The sequence below is a fragment of the Novipirellula rosea genome (assembly GCF_039541335.1).
Classification (GTDB): Bacteria; Planctomycetota; Planctomycetia; order Pirellulales; family Pirellulaceae; genus Novipirellula; species Novipirellula rosea.
This window is the reverse complement of the sequence record NZ_BAABGA010000008.1, coordinates 156,435-178,100: the sequence shown is the minus strand read 5'-3', so window position 1 is coordinate 178,100 and position 21,666 is coordinate 156,435. Positions and strand designations below refer to the sequence as shown.

The window sequence follows — 21,666 nt, the reverse complement described above, 5'->3', positions numbered from 1 at the left end:
AGTCGCTTCGGCACTGGTTCATCCGCTGCGTGTCAAACTGGCGGACCATCCGCCAAAGATGCCCCAATGCGCAAACGCCGTGCCAAAAACCAGTGAAATTCAATGCGCAACTTTCGTGCCGAACAGTATTGGGTTTGACCCATTAGATTTCTTGACCCATTAGATTTCTTCTGACCCATTAGATTTCTTCGACTTCCGTCGAAGAAAGTCTTGATCGAAGCAAGGAAAGCATGGAAATCGACACACCCTATTCGATCGGTGCTGAGTCATCGGATTGTCCAACCATCCGCTGCCGCCGTCGTTCCGCATACCACGCTTCGCTGGCTTCTTCCCCGAGTTCTGGGTCAGGACGCAATCCTGAGCGAACCTGTTCGGCGATCCGACTTTTAATGTACAAATCCTTTTCACGATTCGTCATTAGACCGACGAATGTTTCTCGTTGTTTTCGGATTGTGTCTAGATCGTGCCCCTCTTGGCGTAATCGTTCCAAGAGATTCACATACGCCTGCTCTCTGCCTGGAGTTAACCGATCCTCATGAGAAAGCACATGGTGCACCAAGCAGTAATGATCTAGCGGTCGACAATAACTAGAATCGACGCCTTGGTCGAGCAACCAGAGCACTAGCTCCCACTGCTGCCCGTTACCAACCGCAGTGGTGGCGAGAGTGCCTAAAGAATCCTTTTGCTGGATGTCTGCACCGTGTTCGATCGCGAGTAGAATGCGGCGGCGTTTCTCTTCCTGCGAAATTGGTGCGCGAATGATGATGTGTAAAAACGGCTGTCCATATGCGCCTGTGATATTAAAGTCTTTGACGTGCCCGACCACAGCATCGTAGAGGCTGCTGTAGTACGAGTGTGCGGCCAGCGTCGCGGCGGAGTCGCCAACAGCAAACGCTTGTGAAACGCCGAGGTTCGTCGTGATTTTGACACTTGGGTCGGCACCGTGATCGAGCAGCAGTTCGAAACGTTCTACGTTGTTGTCGAAGAACGACCACAATAACGGAGTCATCCCACCGGTCCCAATTGCGTTCACATCCACCCCGCCGTCGAGTAACTGTTTCATTCGCTCGAGATCGTTTGCTTCGATCGCTCGGCATAATTCGACAACTTGGGGATCTGTGAAGAAATCTTCCGCTTTCCATCCCACTGCTTCATGAAACGTGCGTTTTGAATCAGGGTGTTTCACTGTAGGCATGCCGTCCATGCATCCTCCTATCAACAAAGTAATAATTACGGGAATTCCAAGTGGGTTGGTTTTCAAACGCAGGCGCATTCCCCAATGAAAAAAGTTTTCTTTACTGGAACTCATAGCCATAAATGTCCCAACCCTGAGCGTAGAGAGCTTTGTCGAGATGTTGAATTCGCGGTCTCACCCTCACTTGTGAGACCAGCGCTCGGCTTATGCTTAGCTAAGCTTATTTGCGGGCTGCATTCTGGCGTCCGTTTTTTTGACAAAGCGTTCTTGGTGTCAGTGGTGGTCTTCTTCGTGGCGATGCTTGCGTTTCCGCTGTTGATCGTTCCGCGTGGGCAATCGTCCATCATCTCGATTACGGTTTGAGTCGTGACATAGCCATTGTGAAGGTAAGCTCGAGCGCACCTCAATTTTTCAGTTTGACCATGGCAGTGCTTTTCTTCGCTCGACGCTGCCGTGCGACATTAGCTCAACTGTTCTGAGTCGAAAATAGGCATGACCTGCCGGAAAACGAAGCACTCTTTGCTATTGATTTGTGCAACGGAAACGCCGAGTCGTCTCGACTGCTCAAACATAAGCGGTAATCTAACGGGTTATCGATTAATTCACATGGCAAAATCGGCGGTACATTCTTAGCAAATACCGATGATCCCCGTTTTCGTCGCGGTTGAAAAGGAACAACAGTTGCTAGGCATTCGGTAAGGATGGGCTGGCAAATTAGCGTTCCACTATCGCCGATTGAACCGGCTCTTCCTGACATTCCTTCGGATTTAGCCTAGTGACTCACCGAGAATTACAATGTTGGAATCGAGCGTCTAGCCTAAACGCGGAAAAAGTCTGGATCGGTTTAAGTTGGTCGTTCGCATTCGCGATAGCCACTTACGCGTTGCTCACGGTCGCATCCGTCGCCTCTGCCGATGACATCGTTGCTCACTCTTTTGACGTAGACGCATCCTCACTTCTTAAAGGTGAAGCGTTGCAGATCGACTTGGGCAATGTCCGGTACCCTGATTCCTTAGAAACGTCTGGAGAGCGGCTCACCGTAGTGTTGGCGAAGCCGCTTTCCGAAAATCTGAGCTTGTCACTTCGAAGCGAAAACGGTGAATCGATCAACGCCGACATGAGAGTGATTGGAAAGCGAATTGTTTGCTTCGATAAGATTATCATATCGCCGGATTGTGATGCAGTTGACGTCATCAATGACGTAACTGGGGTGTCGCTGACACGTGTTGTGGTAGATCGTAATTCAAATCCAACTCTGACGGATGAGGAAAACTCGAAATGATGCTCGTTCGACTCAATAGCCATCGACGATTTGCCTTACTGGTCCTGCTCGTCTTGTTAACACGAATGTCCTTGCCGGCGACGTCGGGCGAGGAACCGATGGATAGCGTAAAAAGCAAGTGGAGCTCATTGGTTGATATCAGCCGTGAGGAGTTCGAAAGCTTGCCCTTCGTCGAAGCTTCCTACCTCGCGGAAAAGGTGGCCGAAAGCCGGGACTTGATTGTCGCCGGCGCGTTCGAATATACGATCATGATAAAAAGACGAGGGCAATTAAAAAACGAGATGGAGCAGTATGGGCTCTATGCCTTCAATGAGGAAACCGAGACGTACTTCCACGCGAGACGTGATTTGATCGATCTTCCTGCCGGTTCCGAGCAAACCTCAACCGGAAAGGTAGAAATTCCTGAGATCAAAAAGGTCGCGAACATGGCAATCTTTAGGCAGGACGACTTTGTTGAAATGACAAACTTTGAGGCGGGTTCACTTGCTACCCGGTCAACGGGCTACATTCGTCAACGACACGATGCGATGTTAAACCCGTTTTACTTTCGAAGCTTCGGGCTGGCTTTCTATGGAGATTTCAGCTTGAAAAAGGCAGACCACGACGTTATCGCTGGTTACGCGAACTGGCCGCCGTTTCGCGTTCTAAGTGGTCGCCGAGACAAGTCGACTTACGTTTCCATGGGAACAAAAATTGAATTCGACAAAGAAAACAACTTTTGGCCCATTCGCCATTTATCGATTGTAAGCTCACGGCCAAAGAACGGTATTGAACAACTTAAGACCCTCTCGAAATGTGAGATTAGTCTTACGCAATTCGAAGGCACGTCGCTGCCGTCGACGGTCACTTATGAAGCTACGGATCGACCTACCATTTCGATCAACCTGAAATGGCATTCGATCAATGGTAGCCCAAAGTTGGATTTGCTCCAGCGTGAACTTTTCATAGTCAACAGTGTTTCGTTTCTCGATCAATTGGAGACCCAATGAGATTCAAATTTAGAACCCTTACTGTCTTTGTTGCAGCACTTGTTTTCGGCAATCTGAGACACCAATCAACTATGCCCGCTGGATCCTGTTGATCCTCCTGAAGACCCTGTGGACCCTCCCAGCTGACTTGGATTCGGGCACGTCAAGGCAGCGGTATGTCTGAGCTAATTCAAAAAAGCAAGGGTATCGGTGTTCCCGGTCAGTAATCGGAACAAGGTAGTCGCCGTCCTAGAGATACTTGGACGGATCGACGCCATTCAACGACCCGCGAACGCTTGCACCACTGGTTGCACCTAAAACAGGTAATTGTGGTAAAACAGGGGCACTTGCTGTCCATTCCGCCGGTATTGCTGACGATGAACGATTCGATCCGCGCACGAAAAAACCCCGTGAATCACGGGGCTTTTCTGATGCGGCCGAGAGGACTCGAACCTCCACGGGATTAACTCCCACTAGGCCCTCAACCTAGCGCGTCTGCCAGTTCCGCCACGGCCGCTCTTGTCGTGCTTTCGCTTAGCAGTATGCAGAGTTTTGCCTCCTCGGCCCAATTCGTCAACTCCCCCAATACGATTCCTTTTTTTGCATCCCGACCGACCCCTTTTTTAAGTCCAATTGTTCCTGTTTTAACGAGCATTTGGCCTAATGCGGGTCGCAGGGTTTACGGTTCGACACACGTGCTGGGGTAACTCCGCAGGGGTCAGGGATCGCGGTACTGGCGTAAGAGTTTCCTCGTGGCCGGTAAAGGTCGAAAGTCTTGACGACTTCCGCTACGCATTTGGTCCGCGGCACTCCTAGATATCGAAGTTGACTCGCTTTCGCTTCCGGCCGCGGCCGATCATCGCGTAGGCCCAATCGGTGTGAAACACTTCGTCACCGCCAGCGAACTCGCGGATGATCCAGCCCCGCCGGGCGGCGGGCGATCCCGAAGGAGGGGAGCGGCGGCGACGATCGACGTTCTGCTGCTTGACAAAAATCACCTCGGGCTTGGTTACCGCCAACTGCTGGAAATAACCGTCAGCGGATAATTCGTGGTACCGCAAATCCACCTTCTTCTTCTCGGTCCACTCGGCCTTTTCGCCGAGTGCGAGGATCAAATGTTGCTTGGTCATCCAGTCAACACGCCCAACCGCTTCACTCGTTTGTGTGTGGTCTCGCCGAAACGCCGCTAAGATTGCGATCAGCGATTCCCAGCGCACCAGAACCGTCTCGGATTCGCCCAGCCACTGGTTGGAGGTCTCGGCAACAAATTGCCTTGCAGCCAAGAAGTATTTCTTCTGGATCTCTAACGCCGATAATTCTCCATGTGACGTGGGCACGCTGGAGACTAGGTTCCAATCGCTTGCAATGCGATGAATCGAGGCGACACTGTCCTTCAAAACAGGCAAATCAGCTACCGCTCCCGCTTCGATCATATCGAGCACCAACGACACCGAGGCGAATTTCACGTACTCGGCGTGGTCGGCCATGTTGGAATCGGACAACCCGATCTGCAACCGTTGCCGCCGCGCGAACATCACTCGAGTCGACGCCAGCGACAGAAACGTTTTCGTGCAATAATGACTTAGCCAATGCCCATAGACAAACACCGGTCGCTCGCCACGAAAGCTTCCCATGTCGGCGATCGTATCGATCGCCATCGCCTTGCTGCTGAGCCGATACCGTCCGTCGTAATCAAGTGCGCCGGAACCGCACAACGCCAATCGAGACGCCAATAGCGCGGTCAGGTAGCGGCGCTGGGGACGAAACGCGATATGTCGAGCGACAAAGCGTAACACCAGAACAATGGGAAAGTGAATCCACCGCAGCGCCGCTACGAAAAGCCAAGCCACGGTGGGGGGAACCGAGTCAAAGGTCGTTTGTGGATTTTGTTCGCCAAGCGAATCGTCTGCTTCAATCGCTTCCTGCTCAATGTCACTGGAACGAACGCCAGCGGAATCGGCGGTCGCCGATCGCGAACGACGTCGCCGCTGTGCGATCCAACCAATCGATAACATCAACCACAGCAGCGGCACCGAGACGACCAGGCTGATGACCTGCATCATCCACAACAGACAGACAAAGAAGCGATAGAGAACTAACCAGACGCCGCTCGCCACGTCGGCCTCGTAATTCTCTTGGCAGCCGTAGATGTGCGAATAGGAATCGGAGCTGTTCTTGAGCACGCGAAGATCGTAACTAGTTTCCGAATCGGCGGTGGCATCGGCTACCAATTGGTCAATCGATCGTTGGCAGGTCAACAGTTCTTCGGGGCTGCGTACCTCGGGAGTCGCGATCTCGATCAAACCGCCGGGCAAATCGTGCATCGTCGGGTTGGATTCAAAGGTGACCGCGCCGCCGCTGGCCAAAAACATTTGCTCGCTGTCGAATAATCCTTTGGCAGTCGGTTGATCGCGTCGAATCGCCTCACAGATTTGTTCATAGACAAACAGCGACGCGGGTAGGTCTTCGGACGACAAGTTCTGAGGGTCGACGGCCAGCGTGGCGTATTCGGTTTCCATCCCCATCAATCGCGATACGAGCGCGGTGGTCCGCTGCGGGCGGGCCGCTGCGGGCGGCGTGCGTTTGTCTGCGGAAGCACGAGCGTTCACAATCGTGACTTTGGAAAAACCGAGGCGTGGGAGTGATGGAAAACGTAGCCGCCCTACCGCGTCACATTCTAGAGCGTGCCGTATCGAGCAGATAGACCCGGGGCGGGGCGAGGGGGGAGTGAGGAGACAGGGAGACAGGGAGACAGGGAGACAGGGAGACAGGGAGACTCGGAGACAGGGAGACTCGGAGACTCGGAGACTCGGAGACTCGGAGACTCGGAGTGGGGGCGTTGGAAAATGCCGCGGGGTGCGATTGGAGGGCTGCGGGATTGCAGGGCTGGCAATTTTGGCGTGCGCTGCATCCCGCTTTTGTATAATAAGATACACGCCGCGAGCTGGTTGGTATTTCTGGGTTCGTTTTCGGAGGAGACTGCGATGAGTGTGTCAAAGGAAGCCCCGCGCCGAGTGACGGCGAACGTGTCGATTGGTCAATATTTGGTCCGTCGACTGCGTGACTACGGTGTTGATGACTTGTTTGGAATTCCGGGCGACTATGTGCTGTCACTCTACAGCGAACTCGAAAAGAGTCCGATCAACGTCGTCGGCTGCACGCGTGAAGATTGTGCGGGGTTTGCCGCGGACGGCTACGCGAGAATTCGCGGGATGGGGGCACTGTGTGTGACCTATTGCGTCGGAGGGTTGAGCGTTTGTAATTCGATCGCGGGCGCCTACGCGGAAAAGTCGCCGGTGGTTGTGATTTCCGGATCACCGGGGATCAAAGAACGCAGCACCGGAGCGTTACTGCATCACATGGTTCGCAATTTCCGCACTCAGATTGACGTGTTCGAAAAGTTCACGATCGCAGGAACTGAACTTTCCGATTCAATGACCGCATTTTCGGAAATCGACCGCGTTCTTGATGCCTGTGACCGTTACAAACGCCCGGTCTATATCGACGTGCCGCGTGACATGGTACACGTCGTGCCACCGGTCACTCATGGTTACACCGGCGTCTCGTTCAGTAACAGCGAAGAGGCGACCAACGAAGCGATCCAAGAAACGGTGCGGCGTCTTTCGAGTGCAGAGAACCCGGTGATTCTAGCGGGCGTCGAAATGCATCGGTTTCGATTGCAAGAGCAGTTGATCCAGTTGGCCGAAGCGGCCAACATTCCGATTGCGACCACCATGCTGGGCAAAAGCGTGGTGAGCGAGCGGCACCCTTTGTTCATTGGTTTGTACGAGGGGGCGATTGGCGATCCGCAGGTGACGCGGTTTGTCGAGGAAAGCGATTGTGTGTTGTTGCTCGGCACGTTCTTGACCGATATCAACTTGGGCGTGTTTTCTGCGAAATTGGATCCAGGACGCTGCATTTTGGTGACGAGTGAAACGCTGCGTATTTCGCATCATCATTATCACGACGTTGACTTGAAGTCGTTCTTGACGGGATTGATTGACGCGAGGCCCCAGACTACGGAGCGAAACACGACCAACTTGATTCCGCCACGAAATACCGAATCGGCGGACGAAGCCGGAACCGATTTACTGCAAACCAGTTGGATGATTCGCGAGCTGAATAAGCGTCTTGACGCGGATACGATTGTGATCGCGGATGTCGGCGATTCGCTGTTTGCAGCAACGGAATTGACGATTCACGAGCAGAGTGAATTTTTGAGCCCGGCTTATTACGCATCGATGGGTTTCAGCATTCCTGCGGCGCTCGGGGCGGCAACGGCCAAGCCGGATCACCGCATTGTGGTGCTGGTCGGTGATGGCGCGTTTCAAATGACAGGCCAAGAATTGAGCACACTGATTCGCCACGGACACAATCCGATCGTGATCTTGCTGGACAACCACGGATACGGAACCGAACGCTATCTGCACGAAGGCGAATGGAAATACAACGAGATCGCCAAGTGGAATTATGGCGACTTGATGCAAGTCTATGGAGGTGGAGTGAGCCATTTGGTGCAGACCAAGTCCGAGTACATTCAGGCACTTGAGCGAGCATGGAACGAGAATGATTCGCCGCACCTGATCCAAGCAAAACTGAAAGAAAACGACGCCAGTCAAACGTTGCGGAAACTGGCGGAACGGCTGAGCAAGTCGGTCGGATAAAAACGCCCCCCCTTCTTCGTAGCGGAAGTCGTCAAGACTTTCGTCGGTTGGGGGGATCTGCTGAGCCGCGACGCGTCAGCGGCCGGGTCCCACGCGGTACCCGGTGCCTTACGGCCCGCAGCTCACTAAATCAACGAGCCGTCTAAACTTTCGTTAGACGATGCGGTGGCGTGGACGAAACTCTTGACGTTTTTCCGCTACGTAGGGGGCAAAACATCGGCATTCCTTACATTCGCACCTCGAAAACCTGTTTCTTGCGAAGAATGCGGCGGTTTTGGGCTCTAATCGAACGTAACTTTGCCAATAGCGGCCTTTCCGCTTTGGCAAAACGTCCCTCTGATCCTCTCCGTGTGCGTGCTCGATATGCCCGATCGCTCTTTCCCTTCGAATCCGTGTTTATTGAGTCGATTTGTTGTCGTTTGCACGCTGATGTTCTGCACGGTGGCGTCGGCGCAATCGCCTTCGATCCCCGAGGTGCTGAAACCGTGGCAGGATTGGGTAACGTGGGACATTCAAAATCGTGAATGTCCAAAACTGTACAGCAACGCGACCGAGGCGATCTGTGTTTGGCCTTCGGCACTGCAGTTCACGGCGGAGGAAAACGGGGGCGCATTTGAACTCGAGGTCAAACGATTCGACGAAACTTGGATGCCGCTACCGGGGACCTCGGCGATCTGGCCCACGAACGTCCGCTTGGATGGTGAACCCATCGTGGTGGTGCAGCACAACGGTGCACCGTCGGTCAAACTGAGCAAGGGACAAGGGAAATTGACGGGCGATTTCCAGTGGAATCAAATGCCACAACGAATCAAAATTCCTCCCGCGATCGGCATCGTGTCACTGTCGATTAATGGCAGCGAAGTGGTCAATCCGACGTGGGACCCCAATGGTGAAGTTTGGTTAAAACGCTCGCGTAGCGAGCCCACCGACAAAGACCTGTTGACAGTCAAAGTGTATCGCAAGATCGAGGATGGAATACCGCTGTGGTTGCGAACGCAGATTGAGTTGACGGTGTCGGGAAAGAGCCGCGAAGAATTGCTTGGATCGGTGTTGCCCGAAGGTTGGCAATTAGCCACCGTGCAAAGTCCGATTCCGGTGGCCATTGACGAACAAGGGGTGATCAAAGCTCAGGTGCGTTCTGGTAAATGGACGATCAACGTCGATGCCTTTCGCACCCATGATGTAAACGAGATTCGCTTTGCCCCCGACGCTCAACCGCTGGCCGATATGGAATTAGTCGGCCTGCAAACCGACCCCGAATTTCGTGTGTCGCAGATCGAAGACCTGCCGATGGTTGATGTGACGCAAACCACCTATCCCAACGAATGGCGGAATATCCCGGTTTACCAGTGGGACGTCAGCAAACCATTTCAGTTGGTGGAAAAGATGCGAGGCATGGGCGAAAAAGCTCGCTCGGGGCTAAGCATCACCCGCCGACTGTGGCTCGACGAAGACGGCGAGATGTTGACGTATCACGACCAGTTGAAAGGACAGATGCAGCAAATATGGCGACTCGATGTCGCGGAGGATCATGAATTGGGGGCCGTGCGTGTCGCAGGTGAAGCTCAGCTGATCACCGTGAATCCGGTCACTGGCGCGAGTGGCACTGAGATTCGCCGCCGAAATTTGCAAATGGATGCGATTGGACGCGTTCCGATGAGTGACGCGGTGTCGGCAACCGGATGGCAAGCGGACGCCGAGTCGCTGGAAATGACCATCACGACTCCGCCGGGTTGGCGAGTGTTTGCGGTGTTCGGAACGGATCAAGTTCGCGGCGACTGGTTAACTGCATGGTCGCTGCTTGATTTGTTTCTACTGCTGGTATTCTCGTTGGCGGTCTTCAAGTTGTTCGGGTTTGTCGGCGGGATTGTCGCACTGCTCGCTTTTGGGCTGTCGTATCACGAACCTGGATCGCCGCGAATCACGTGGCTGTTGTTGTTGATGCCGATCGCTCTGTTGCGAGTGGTGAGTGACGGAAAAATCAAACAATGGATCACCGTGTGGAAGTACGTTACGTTAGCGGTGCTGCTGCTCTGTGTCGTGCCATTTATTGCGATGCAGATTCAGAACGTGATCTATCCCCAGCTTGAACCGCAGGGCATGTCCTACGGCAGCCGCGGGCTGTTTGTGTGGAGTGGTATTGGGGCCCAGCATCGGGCGGGTAGCATGGTAACCGACGCGGCTGTTTCGTTCGAAATTGACGCCCCGGCGATGTCGTTGGGAACGCGGAGAGGCCGCGAATCTGCCGCGAAACAATTTGGCGAAACGATCGATCGCTACACCAACTTGAACTACGACCCACAAGCCGTCATCCAAACCGGTCCTGCTCAGCCGCAATGGAACTGGAACAACGTCGTTTGCTTGTGGAATGGTCCCGTGGCGGCGGATCAAAATGTTCGTCCGGTGCTGGTCTCGTTAACATTGAATCGCATTATCACTTGCATTCGCGTCCTCTTGCTGATTCTGCTGGGGATGATCTTGCTGCGTGATCGAGGAAGACTGCGTGATCGAGGAAAGCGTTGGCCATGGTCGCGAGCAGCGTCACGCACTGCGGCAACCACTGCCGCGATCGCATTGATGTTGCTACCCGTTACGGCGATGGCTCAGGAGGACGCTGCCAATCGCGGCGACGCAGTCATCACGACCACCGAGTCCTCGCAACTGAACATCGAACTTCGGAGCATCCCGTCGCCGGAGATGCTTAACACTTTGCGAGACCGATTGCTTGAAACATCCGACGCGTTCCCCAATGCGGCAGAGATCCCGGCGGCGGAGCTGAGCATTGTGGACAACATGTTGACGATGAAGGTGACCGTGCATGCCGCGGCCGATGTTGCAGTGCCGTTACCGGGACGTCTGCCCGCTTGGTCACCCTTGTCCGTCACGATGGGTAGTGATGATCCGGTGCTCGTGGCTCGCCGCGACGGCTATCTGTGGATTGCGGTAAACAAAGGCATTCATGAAATCACGGTCACCGGCCGTGTCGCGGATTCGACGGAATGGGAATGGAGTTTTTTGCTAAAACCGCGGCGAGTGACGATTGATGCTGACGGATGGAACGTGACGGGAGTGGATCGCAACGGTGTGCCGGCTGGGCAGGTGTTCTTTGTCAAAGAGCAAGAGGTCAGTGAAGACGAAGCCGCATACGATCGTACCGAATTTAATCCCGTTGTCTTGGTCGACCGGCGGCTGGAAATCGGCTTGGTCTGGAAGGTCCGCACGACCGTGACGCGGCTGTCGTCAACGGGCAAAGCGATTTCGATTCAGGTGCCGCTTTTGCAAGGCGAGCAAGTTTTGACGTCGGGCAGGGAAGTTAAAGACGATGCCGTCGCGGTACAAATGGCAGCGAACCAGCAATCGTTTGCATGGGAAAGCGAATTAGAGCGGCGGTCCGAGGTGAACTTGTCCGCTGCGGAAACCGATCGCTGGGTCGAACGTTGGCAACTTGTTACTTCACCGATTTGGAACGTTTCGCTCTCGGGGCTGACTCCGGTATTCGAGGAGGATGAACAGGCATTGATCCCGGTATGGCAACCGTGGCCTGGAGAAACGGTCACGATCATGTTCAGCCGCCCGATTGCGGTGGTTGGCGACACGGTCACGGTCCAGAGAGTGAATTTGGCGACTTCGTTGGGGGATCGGCGGCGAACCAGTACGCTGGACGTGGATCTGGAGTGCAGTTTGGCGAACGACTTCGCCATCACGCTGGATCCGGAGATTGAGATCACGTCGCTTACACTCGACAAGCAAGCGATCCCCGTCCAGCGCCGCGGTAACGACTTGATTGTCCCGGCGCGACCAGGGCGTCAAGCAGTCAAAGTCCAATGGACTAGCTCCGAAACAATCGCAACCGTCGTTCATTCACCCGCAGTGACATTGCCAGCGGACGCGTCAAACTTGACGACGAAGCTGGATATGCCTGAAAATCGCTGGATTTTGTGGGCCGACGGACCGCTACGAGGTCCGGCAGTCCGTTTTTGGACGATCCTGGCCGTTGCCTTCATCGTGGCGTTGGTGTTGGGTAGCATTCCGATATCACCGCTGCGACGATACGAATGGGTGCTGCTTTCGATCGGTTTAACGCAGGTGCCGCTTTTTGCATCCATGTTCGTCGTGGGTTGGTTGTTTATGTTGGCATACTGTGGAAAGCACCCGAGCGCCGGTCGCTACCGATGGAAGGGTTACTTACTACAAGCAGTGATCGTATTCCTAACGCTAATCTCACTGTTGGTGTTGTTCATCGTGGTAGGGGAAGGCTTGCTGGGGAACCCAGACATGTTTATCGCCGGCAACAACTCTTGGCGGACGAAGCTGATTTGGTTCACTCCGCACAGCGGGACGCAATTGCCCGTCACGAGCGTGATTTCGATTTCGGTGTGGTTTTATCGCCTCTTTATGCTGGTGTGGGCTCTGTGGTTAGCGGCGGCGCTGTTGCGTTGGCTGGCATGGGGCTGGAAACAATTCAGCAAGGTTAGCAACGAGGAACCGGTTTTAGCAGCAACGGTGGTGGAGCCGAATGCTGAGAGATGATGTTGATCTCGATGCGGGGCTTTTGAAGTTGCTGTTTTTGTGCCGGAGGCACTTTACGGGATAGCCTTGGAATTCAGTCCAAGGTTATCGGTTCTGAATTTGGCACCCCGTCGCGGAGCGACGTTCTGTGTCGAACGATCAAGAAAATCCCTCGGACTAAAGTCCGAGGCTATTGAAGTATGTCGCTCCGCGAAAGCAAATAGCGCAACTTCAAAATGCGGGGCCGAGGCTCGCTGGCTAGCGCTCGGTGCCATCTACTTTCGCACCAACTAGGTCGTTTTTGTAGCGGTGCGGCGCAAGCCGCCCGGTCAAATGCGAACGTTTTGTCACGCAGTAACCGGACGGCTCGCGGCGTGCCGCTCGATGGAAAGAGCTATCGCCGCTGGCTCACAAAGTCCACTCCATGCGAAGTATTCCCCGCGACATGTAGGCAAAATCTTGTATCTCGACAGCGTTGCTCGACTAGGAAGCCGATCTCCAACCTCGTACAATCTTGAGACGACTTTCCGCCCGCTCCTCCCGCCAAGATTCGTATATGTCGCCCGAAGACGATGCCATCCGTGGATTGCGTGAGGCCTTAAAGGTTTCGCCTGACAATCTTCCGCTCCGAGTTCACCTTGCTCAGACGTTGTGCAACTACGGTCGATTTGACGAGGCGGCGACGGAGTACCGGAGCGCGCTTTCGCTTTCGCCGGAGAATGCCGATGTGAAATTTGGGCTGGCGTCCGCCTATCTGTCGCTCGACGAACAAAGCAAGGCGATGGTGATCCTAGAGGATTTGTGCCGCTCCGCAGCGGCGCCGGCGAAAGCGTTCGTTGTGTTTGCCAAACTGTTGCTGGGCGAAGGCAAGGTGCGTGACGCAGTGATCCAGTACAAAGAGGCACTTGAGCGAGACCCGGCGTCGGCCGATCCGATTTTGGGTGACCAACTAGGGGTGGGCGAAGCCTACCAAGATGGCGATGTAGTTGAAGGTCGCAGTCGTGAATCGACTCAACCCGAGATCGAAAGTTTTGTCTCGGAAGTCGAACGTCCGAAGATTAAGTTCGAGGATGTTGGCGGGATGGATAAGTTGAAGGAAGAGATTCGGTTGAAGATCTTGTATCCGCTGCAACACCCCGAGATGTACAAGGCGTATGGCAAAAAGATTGGCGGCGGCATTTTGATGTACGGTCCGCCCGGTTGCGGCAAGACCTATTTGGCTCGCGCTACGGCGGGCGAGTTAGGCGCGGGCTTTATCTCGGTCGGCATCAGCGATGTGCTCGACATGTGGACCGGCCAAAGCGAGCGAAATCTCGCCCAAATCTTCGAGCAGGCCCGCTACAACAAGCCGTGCGTTTTGTTTTTTGACGAAGTCGACGCGCTCGGAGGCCGCCGCAGTGATATGAGTAGCGGGGCGGGACGACATGTGATCAACCAATTTCTCTCGGAGATGGACGGTGTTGAAAAGTCCAATGATGGCGTGCTGGTGTTAGCGGCCACCAACGCGCCGTGGCACGTTGATCCTGCGTTCCGGCGTCCTGGACGCTTTGACCGTGTGTTGTTTGTGCCGCCGCCGGATCTGGAAGCTCGCGCTTCGGTGCTGCGGATTCATTTGAAGGGCAAACCTCAGGATGCGATCGATTTTGCTCAAGTTGCGAAGAAAACACCCGAGTTTTCGGGGGCCGATATGAAAGCGGTGGTCGATCAAGCAATCGAAGAGAAGCTGCGGTTGGCGCTAAAAGAAGGCATCCCCAAACCGCTGATTACCCGGGATATGATCGCTGCGGCGAAAACGCTGCGTCCGACCACGCGAGAATGGTTTTCCACCGCTCGCAATTATGCGATTTATTCGAACCAGGGCGGCATTTACGACGACGTGTTAAAGTACTTGAATCTATGAACGCACACCTACAACGCGCGTTAATGTTGCTGGGGCAATCTCGTCATGAGATGGCGATTGACGAATTGCGACAACTGTTGGCGGTGGATCCCGATAACGCAATGGGACACGCCGTACTGGCGATCTGTTTCTCGGAAACGAAGCAATACGCTGATGCGCAATCGGAGTCCGAATTGGCGATCCATTTGGCGCCGGACCAACCGTTTGTCTTTTACGCTCAGTCGATCGTGCTGGCCAATCGCAACCAATACGCGGCTGCTCAAACCGCCATCGAAACCGCGGTGGGGCTGGATCCGTACAACCCCGACTATTTTGCGAAACTTGCGGAAATCCAGTTCAACCAACATCGTTGGAAAGAAACGCTCGAAGCGGCCGAATTGGGGCTTTCGCTGGATGCCGAGTCCGTGGGGTGCACTAACCTGCGAGCGATGGCACTGGTCAAATTGGGGCGAAAAATCGAAGCAGAGGAAGCGATTGGCGCGGCTTTGAAGCGGGCTCCTGAGGACGAGTACGCGCATGCCAACATGGGATGGACGCTGCTCGAGCAGAACCAGCCCGAGAAGGCGATGGAACACTTTCGTGAGGCGCTGCGGCTAAACCCGGAAATGGAATGGGCTCGCGCCGGGATCATCGAGGCGATGAAGTCTCGTTATTTTATCTACCGGATCATGTTGAATTGGTTTCTGTGGATGCAGAAACTGCAACAAAAAGCGCAGTGGGGCGTGATCATCGGTGCCTATATCGGGTTCCGTTTGTTGTCCGGTTTCGCCGACGACCATCCCGAGTGGTCTCCGTGGCTGCAACCACTGTTGATTGCCTACATCGCGTTTGCCTTGATGACGTGGGTCGCCAGCCCGCTGTTTAATCTCGTTTTACGGACGAGCAAATTTGGTCGTCTGGCGTTGTCCGAACACCAGATCCGCAGTTCGACTTGGGTGGGTGTCTGCGTGCTCAGCGGCATTGTGTTGGTAGCCGGCTACTTTGTCACCGGATCGTCGCCGTTGTTGGGATGTGCGTTGGCATGCATGCTGTTGATCCCGCCGCTGGGACGAATTTATAGTTGCCAAGAGGGGTGGCCGCGAGCGACATTGTCGCTGACGACGATCGCGTTGGGATTCTTGGCCGTTGTGGTCGTCGCGAGTTCGTTTGGCAGCTATTTCATCGAAGGAAATGTCAGCCGAGGGCTGCGAGGTATCGCGGGCCTGTTTTTCACACCGCTGCTGTACGGTTCGATCGCGGCTCAGTTTTTGACCAATGCCTTGGTCTCGGTCTCACCCAAACGAGGAACGGACACCGGAAAGATGGTGTGGATAATCGGAGGGACACTGCTTGGATTCGCCGCCCTTGCCGTTATGGCGTTCATCGGACTGGTGATCGTGGTCGGACTGCAGGACGCACGTTAATCCGCTGCCAGCGGAAATGTTAAGTCATGCCGAGGAGAAATCCTTGGCGCGTCGCGAGACGATCTCCTTTTTCAGGCCGATCGCTACTGGGCCGATCGCTACTGGGCCGATCGCTGGGCGGTGATCAGAATCAGCCGATTCTCGTCAAAAAACTCGGTAACGCGCGCGGTGATCGTCCACTGGCTATCGTTTGCATCGGCGCGAATTGCATTGACGACCCGCTGCAAGACTAGGTTTTCAACGATTTCGAGTGACTTGTATTGCGACGGGGAGCGGGCGGGCGTCGATTCGCGTTCATACGTTTCGATCGAAGTGGTAAACACACGCGAATGGGATCCGTTTTCAACCGATTCACGGATGTGGGTTTCCGATCCTCGCAGCCGGTTATCGGGCGAATGAGTTTGGGGAGCCTTTTCGTCGCTGGGGGTGAAGAGCCAGCGGCGGCCGGACATCGAGATTTGGCCTGTGATCTGAGGAATCACCGAGCCTTCGCGCAATTGATGACGCAGCGAATTGTGGTGCGTCAGTTTGGGATTACGAGAATCGTTGTCGCGCGACGCACTCTCAGCGAGAGGACCGACGCCAGCAAAGTCACTGCGATTTTGACCTGTTACGTTTTGTTGCGAATCGTCGCCGAACCGGTCGGCCGCCGAAACACTGCCATCGAGTGTCACGACGAATAACGGAGTCAATACCGCGATCAGCGTTGTGGTCGGGATCAGGCATGCCATCAGGTATCGCGAAAAATACATTGGCGTACGGGCCCACAGCAGCAAGAGCGGTAAAAGCAGCATGACAGAATATCGCAGTGGTAACAGTTTCAGGAAATGAAACGGTTCCTCGGATAACGGCTTCCATGCTGGCCGGGAACGAACGGGGCAAAACGCAACAGGTCTCGGGAATCTTTCAAAGTGAATTGGGTGTCAAAATTCAATTCTCTTTTGGCATTGCAAACGCATGCAGCGTGATCACGGCGCCAAACGCAATCATGGAAAGACCCAACCAACGCGGCGGTTGGACTCGCTTCATCGGCTTGGGGTGAACCCGCAGCAAGATCGAATCGAGGGTGGTCGTGTTGGTCGCGGTGGTTGTTTCGCTGAACCGAGCCAGCGTGCGCGTGGTGGATTCATTGAGGACAAATGAATCGACCATTCGGAACTGAACACCGAGCAACACGAGTAGTAAACCGAAAAAGAAGTAGCGGTGGCGATATCTTGTCATGACAATCAAAGCCCTAGCTGTCTCGTGCCACCGCGTTTTGTTTTGGGAGGGCGGGGTGACGCGAGTGACATGGATTAGAGGAACGAAGCGACTTGGATCGGTTGGTGTTTGACTGAAGCCCAACCTTGGCGTATAGCAAACAAATCGTCGCAACCAGGCGGACAACGACAGCCGATTTCAAAAGAGAGGGTTCGCACGAAGTGCAACGCTAAAGCCTTCGACAGCGATCGTACGCCCAATAGCGGACATGGCGGCGATGCCAATCAAACGTGGTAAGGAGTTGCGATTCGCAGAATTAAATAGCAAATTCGCTTGCCTCTTTGCTATTTGTGCGCTGCTAGCACCGGATCACGGTCGCGGTCGCAAAAGTCACCCCGCCAATGAATACGAGCCCCCATAACGAGTAGCGGAAGTCGTCAAGACTTTCGTCGATTCAGGGGTGCCGAAGCGGTGGTGTGGACGAAGCGGGTTGCGGGACGAAACTTGTGACGTTTTTCCGCTACGGGACGGGCTAGTTTCGGCTGAGTGAAACCTGCTTGCTGGCCAACCGCATTCGCAACGTCGGGCTGACTAAGAAGATAACGAGTCCGACCCAGACGAAGCCGAAACCGATGATTCGCCATCCATCGAGTGGTTCACCAAAAACGAACGCGCCCACGATAAATTGCAGCGTCGGACCGATGTACTGCAAAATTCCGATCGTGGACAAATTCACCCGGCGAACTGCCGCCGCAAACAACATCAGCGGCGTGATGGTCACTAATCCGCCTCCGATCAACATCAGCTTCCCTGTCAAATTGGATGCGATCATGGCACTGTCGCCCGTGGTCGCTCTGGATGCGATCATGAAGAGCGCGGGCAAAAACAATACCGCCATCTCGAACCACAATCCGACGATCGCGGGCAACTGAGTTTTCTTTTTAATCAGTCCATAGAAGGCGAATGAACTAGCCATCGCCAAGGAGACCCAGGGAACGCTGCCGCCAGCAATTGACATCACTAGAACGCCGACCGCGGCAACCGCGACGGCAACCCACTGGATTCGCCCGAGTTTTTCACCGAGCACGATCACTCCCAACATGACATTCATCAGCGGGTTGATGTAATAACCTAGCGATGCTTCGAGCACGCGGTTGTTCTTGACCGCCCACAAGAATGCCAACCAATTGATTGCGATCATCACGGCGGCAAGCGAATAGATTGCCCAAATCTTGGGCGTTCGAACCGCGGTTACAAACGCTTGGTACCCTCCCAGATTTCCTTTGCGTAGGACGAATGGGATGATGATGCAGAGCATCAGAAACGACCACAGAATGCGATGCCAAACCAACTCGGTTGCATCGACGTGGCCAAGTTGTCGCCAGTAAATCGGGAACAGCCCCCACAGCGTGTGTGCAGCGATTGCACAGAAGAATCCAAACCGCAAATCTAACAGCGACGGGGCGGCAGTTTTCGCGGACGAATCCAAGACGATACTCAAATTTGGGTGGGGGGCGGCGATCAGACACGAACCATACTCGGGAACCCCACCGGCGTAGAGGGGATGGGATCCAGACCGCTCAGGTTTTACCCCCTTGTGGACGGAAATCCTCCCTTTTCCGCTGCGAGGGTGTGGACACCGCTGTGACACGCATCGATGCAGTGATGTTCGCATCGATTCTTGCTTCGATATTGGCCCCCGGCCCAGACGTCCGCCATTCGGCTGAGCCAGATACTATTTGATGCTAAGCAAGCATTTCGGCCATGCCGAGGCCGATCAAGTTACTGAACCGATTTGGCGGATTTGCCAAGTTTGAAGTCTTCGGGTTTCAGTCCTCGTTCGAGGAAATAGTTTTCGGGCTGAAAACCATAGAACGAGGGATCAAACGGATCGACAAAACGGACGTCCGCTTTTTCGGGAACATCTTGGCCGGTCAAGAAGTAGCTGGCGTTGACGAACAAACGACGCAAATCCTCGCTCAACAAGTCGACGGCGGCACCGGCGGTGGTTGCAAACACCTTGCCTTCGGTTTCACCCGATGGCGACGGATAGCTTTTCAGCCACGCAAGCGGCATCATCGGATCATTGATAGGGCCTTCGACGATGGGTGCGTCGGGATCGAGCGCCGCGATGACCGCACCACGCAACAACACCGTCGCCGCTTTCTGGTCTAAATGCACCACACCGTAGATGTCGGAGGCGGTGTAGATATCCGAGACCGAGTTCAAAATGGGATGGTCGGCATTTTCAGGAACGATCACGCCGCGGCCCCCTTGGACCTTGTGATGTCCATGATGGCTGTGCCAATTCTCGCCGATCACGTTGATTCCAAAATTGGCCCAGTTGTACCCGCCAAACTTGCCGCTCTTGAATGCGTGAGTCGAGGTGCGAAACCCGATCAGCGGTTTTCCGGCGTTGAGATAATCCAAGATCGGTGCCATTTGATCATCCGGAAGCACGCGCCAACGTGTTCCGATGATCATCAAATCAGCATCGGCGAGTGTTTCGAGTCCAGGGATGTTGGAATTATCGTTGGGATTGATCACGCCCGTTTTCTTATCAATCGCAAACAGGACGGTACATTTAAATCCGTGCCGCTGGCTGAGGATTTTGCCTAGCATCGGACACGATTCCTCGGTGCGATATTCTTCGTCACCCGAGATCAAGACAATGTGGTGACCATTGGCGGTCCCTGCAGGAGGCTCGAAAACAAGTCGATCCGCCGCGAGCGAAAAGGTGGTGGCGAAGGCGATGCAAAGAAACGCAGCGATGCGAGTGGTGATCATCATGTACCCGGTCAGAATCGAGGGATGCGAACAAAAGAGCTGTTGGCGGTAAGGGAATTTTGGCCAAGATGGGGGCGAGTGCTTTGTCAGAGCCTAAAAATGGAGGGCGTGACGCAAGTCGTCAAGACTTTCGAGGCATTTTTCGGATGATCCGAAGCTTCCGCGTGAGTTTCGCCACCCTCAAAATAGGCTTTAACGCAGCACCAGTGTAGTTGACTCGCGTCACGAAAAACAATCAAGACCCGCTAAACGCTGGGCGAATCCGCGATTTCGATGGGTTGTGGCAGCGCGTCGAGCCACCCAGACAACTGCTGGTGAAACACCGCATCTTGCTGGTCCGCCACTCTCCATTCCGCATGCTCTTTCGTGGTCGCGAGACGCAAATCGCCAATCCAGCGTTCGAGTGATTGCATGATCGCAGCGCGGCGGTCCTCTGACACTTCTTTTGGGACGAACTGAACCTTGCCGTCACGGCTGGCTCGATCCAGTCGCACTAAATGTCGGGCATCGGCGGCGTAGCGTTCACCAGCGAAAAAGACGCGGCGCAGCTGCTGCCCCGCATTGAACTGAAACACAGGGTCGGGACCACAATACAGACTCATCTGTCCCGCGTCACGGAAACCGATTGTGACCACGATGTCGTTCATGGTCGTCTCGCCGCGAATCGCCATTTGACGACCGTCGCGAAGCAGGTCTTCTCGATCTTGTTCTTGTTTTGCCATCACTTGGGTCGCATGACCCGGCGCCCCCCTAAGAGCGATGTTATGGTGAGCGACGTTAGGTTTGGGGGTGAGTGAGGTGCGAAAGACTGCGTTAGATCGTACGTCGAACGCGTCGCCGCCTCGATGACACCTAGTCTTGTCGGTCAATCGGGAAGTCGTCAATGGTGGAAGCATTGCGGATGCTTGGTCACACCCGCACCCTGCGGCCAATCCTGCTTTGGTGTCCGCAACACGATTTTCGATGGCGTAATTAGGCAGCAGTGCGGGGGCCGCGAGTGAATATTTTTCACCGTCGACGAGACCACCGCAAAATGGGTCGCCTCGCTGCCGGTGCCCGCCGTCGTGCACGCCGCGATTAACGGAGACGCGTCGCCGACAATCCAACGGTGCCCCTGCACAATTGCCCGTGCGTCGTCGGGCTGGACCGCCAACGTTCCGATCATTTTCCCGAGATCAATCGCCGTTCCTTCGTTCATGGCGATCACGATTTCAGGGGTGGCGTCGCGAAACCGCGATATTCCTCGCTGGACGTCCTCGCGTTTTGGGATTCAGTTGAAATTTCGAAAACTTTGTGACAACACAACTTTCAAATGCAGACTTTCAGCACGGCATCCGCACGCCTTGCGGCCGATGCGATCGGATCGATGACAAGGAAAACGCGTGTGGTCGAATTGCGTGAACGGATGCTGGCGACTTCGGAAAGCGCGGCTGTGGCAAGAGTTACGGACGTGGGGCGGCGTTTTGCAGGGGTTCAGTCACGTTTGCATCCGTTCGGAAAGTCGAAAATCAAAATCTAACGAGAGCTCAGTGATAAACTTCTTGTTGGGTGGTCTGAACCCTCGCAACGAGGGGTGCGGTTGCAGCGATTAGTGGCGTTGTACGCTGTTTTCACCTTTTCAACGCTAATATGCGAAGGATCGCAGGATCAATTCCTTTTGCCGGTTACGGAGCTTGCGTAGACTATAGGGTATAACGTCGAGACAAAGCATCCTGTGCTAAACACCTCGTACCGTTTTGGAGACATGCATGTGGCTTG

General features: G+C 54.6%; 15 protein-coding genes and 1 tRNA gene. 7 read left to right on the top strand and 9 right to left on the bottom strand.

Annotation, left to right across the window (positions count from 1 at the left end):
* Positions 1-247 precede the first annotated feature (247 nt).
* Positions 248-1,195, bottom strand: a complete 948-nt coding sequence (locus tag ABD971_RS03080; protein WP_345319302.1) for an ankyrin repeat domain-containing protein — start codon at positions 1,193-1,195, stop codon at positions 248-250.
* Between the two features lie 883 nt (positions 1,196-2,078).
* On the opposite strand from ABD971_RS03080, the gene ABD971_RS03075 reads away from it, so the two are divergent.
* Together ABD971_RS03075 and ABD971_RS03070 are read left to right on the top strand one after the other, a co-directional pair.
* The gene (locus ABD971_RS03075) at positions 2,079-2,477 is read left to right on the top strand and encodes a hypothetical protein (RefSeq protein ID WP_345319301.1); all 399 of its coding nucleotides are present in this window, start codon (positions 2,079-2,081) and stop codon (positions 2,475-2,477) included.
* A 98-nt stretch (positions 2,478-2,575) separates the two neighbouring features.
* Positions 2,576-3,466, top strand: a complete 891-nt coding sequence (locus tag ABD971_RS03070; protein WP_345319299.1) for a hypothetical protein — start codon at positions 2,576-2,578, stop codon at positions 3,464-3,466.
* A gap of 411 nt (positions 3,467-3,877) precedes the next feature.
* Here the strand turns inward: ABD971_RS03070 and ABD971_RS03065 are convergent.
* Both ABD971_RS03065 and ABD971_RS03060 read right to left on the bottom strand, forming a co-directional pair.
* A tRNA-Leu gene (locus tag ABD971_RS03065) sits at positions 3,878-3,962 on the bottom strand.
* A 295-nt stretch (positions 3,963-4,257) separates the two neighbouring features.
* Entirely contained in the window at positions 4,258-6,054 is a 1,797-nt protein-coding gene (locus tag ABD971_RS03060) for a proteasome accessory factor PafA2 family protein (RefSeq protein ID WP_345319297.1), read from the bottom strand.
* A 375-nt stretch (positions 6,055-6,429) separates the two neighbouring features.
* On the opposite strand from ABD971_RS03060, the gene ABD971_RS03055 reads away from it, so the two are divergent.
* From ABD971_RS03055 to ABD971_RS03040, 4 genes are all read left to right on the top strand, one after another.
* Positions 6,430-8,109: an alpha-keto acid decarboxylase family protein gene (locus tag ABD971_RS03055; RefSeq protein ID WP_345319294.1), complete on the top strand. Its 1,680-nt coding sequence runs from the start codon at positions 6,430-6,432 to the stop codon at positions 8,107-8,109.
* 399 nt (positions 8,110-8,508) lie between these two features.
* The gene (locus tag ABD971_RS03050) at positions 8,509-12,639 is read left to right on the top strand and encodes a hypothetical protein (RefSeq protein WP_345319292.1); all 4,131 of its coding nucleotides are present in this window, start codon (positions 8,509-8,511) and stop codon (positions 12,637-12,639) included.
* A gap of 535 nt (positions 12,640-13,174) precedes the next feature.
* Complete coding sequence (locus ABD971_RS03045; RefSeq protein ID WP_345319290.1) at positions 13,175-14,518, top strand: AAA family ATPase; 1,344 nt, start codon at positions 13,175-13,177, stop codon at positions 14,516-14,518.
* A complete protein-coding gene (locus ABD971_RS03040; protein WP_345319288.1) occupies positions 14,515-15,921 on the top strand; it encodes a tetratricopeptide repeat protein in 1,407 nt (468 codons plus the stop codon). Before ABD971_RS03045 ends, ABD971_RS03040 begins: the two co-directional genes overlap by 4 nt.
* A 98-nt stretch (positions 15,922-16,019) precedes the next feature.
* On the opposite strand, the gene ABD971_RS03035 is transcribed toward ABD971_RS03040, so the two are convergent.
* From ABD971_RS03035 to ABD971_RS03010, 6 genes are all read right to left on the bottom strand, one after another.
* Complete coding sequence (locus ABD971_RS03035; protein ID WP_345319286.1) at positions 16,020-16,715, bottom strand: hypothetical protein; 696 nt, start codon at positions 16,713-16,715, stop codon at positions 16,020-16,022.
* Positions 16,716-16,851: 136 nt separating this feature from the next.
* On the bottom strand, positions 16,852-17,142 hold the full coding sequence (locus tag ABD971_RS03030; protein ID WP_339945488.1) for a hypothetical protein: 291 nt from the start codon (positions 17,140-17,142) through the stop codon (positions 16,852-16,854).
* Positions 17,143-17,653: 511 nt separating this feature from the next.
* Positions 17,654-18,622, bottom strand: coding sequence for an EamA family transporter RarD (gene rarD / locus ABD971_RS03025; RefSeq protein WP_345319284.1), 969 nt, complete (start codon positions 18,620-18,622; stop codon positions 17,654-17,656).
* Between the two features lie 281 nt (positions 18,623-18,903).
* Entirely contained in the window at positions 18,904-19,908 is a 1,005-nt protein-coding gene (locus tag ABD971_RS03020) for a ThuA domain-containing protein (protein ID WP_345319282.1), read from the bottom strand.
* A gap of 245 nt (positions 19,909-20,153) precedes the next feature.
* Positions 20,154-20,630 (bottom strand): hypothetical protein, encoded by a 477-nt coding sequence (locus ABD971_RS03015; RefSeq protein ID WP_345319280.1) that lies wholly within the window; start codon positions 20,628-20,630, stop codon positions 20,154-20,156.
* 158 nt (positions 20,631-20,788) lie between these two features.
* Positions 20,789-21,115, bottom strand: a complete 327-nt coding sequence (locus ABD971_RS03010) for an iron-containing alcohol dehydrogenase (RefSeq protein ID WP_345319278.1) — start codon at positions 21,113-21,115, stop codon at positions 20,789-20,791.
* 105 nt (positions 21,116-21,220) lie between these two features.
* Here ABD971_RS03010 and ABD971_RS03005 point away from each other — a divergent pair, with 105 nt between their 5' ends.
* Positions 21,221-21,427, top strand: a complete 207-nt coding sequence (locus ABD971_RS03005; protein WP_345319276.1) for a hypothetical protein — start codon at positions 21,221-21,223, stop codon at positions 21,425-21,427.
* Positions 21,428-21,666: the final 239 nt, after the last annotated feature.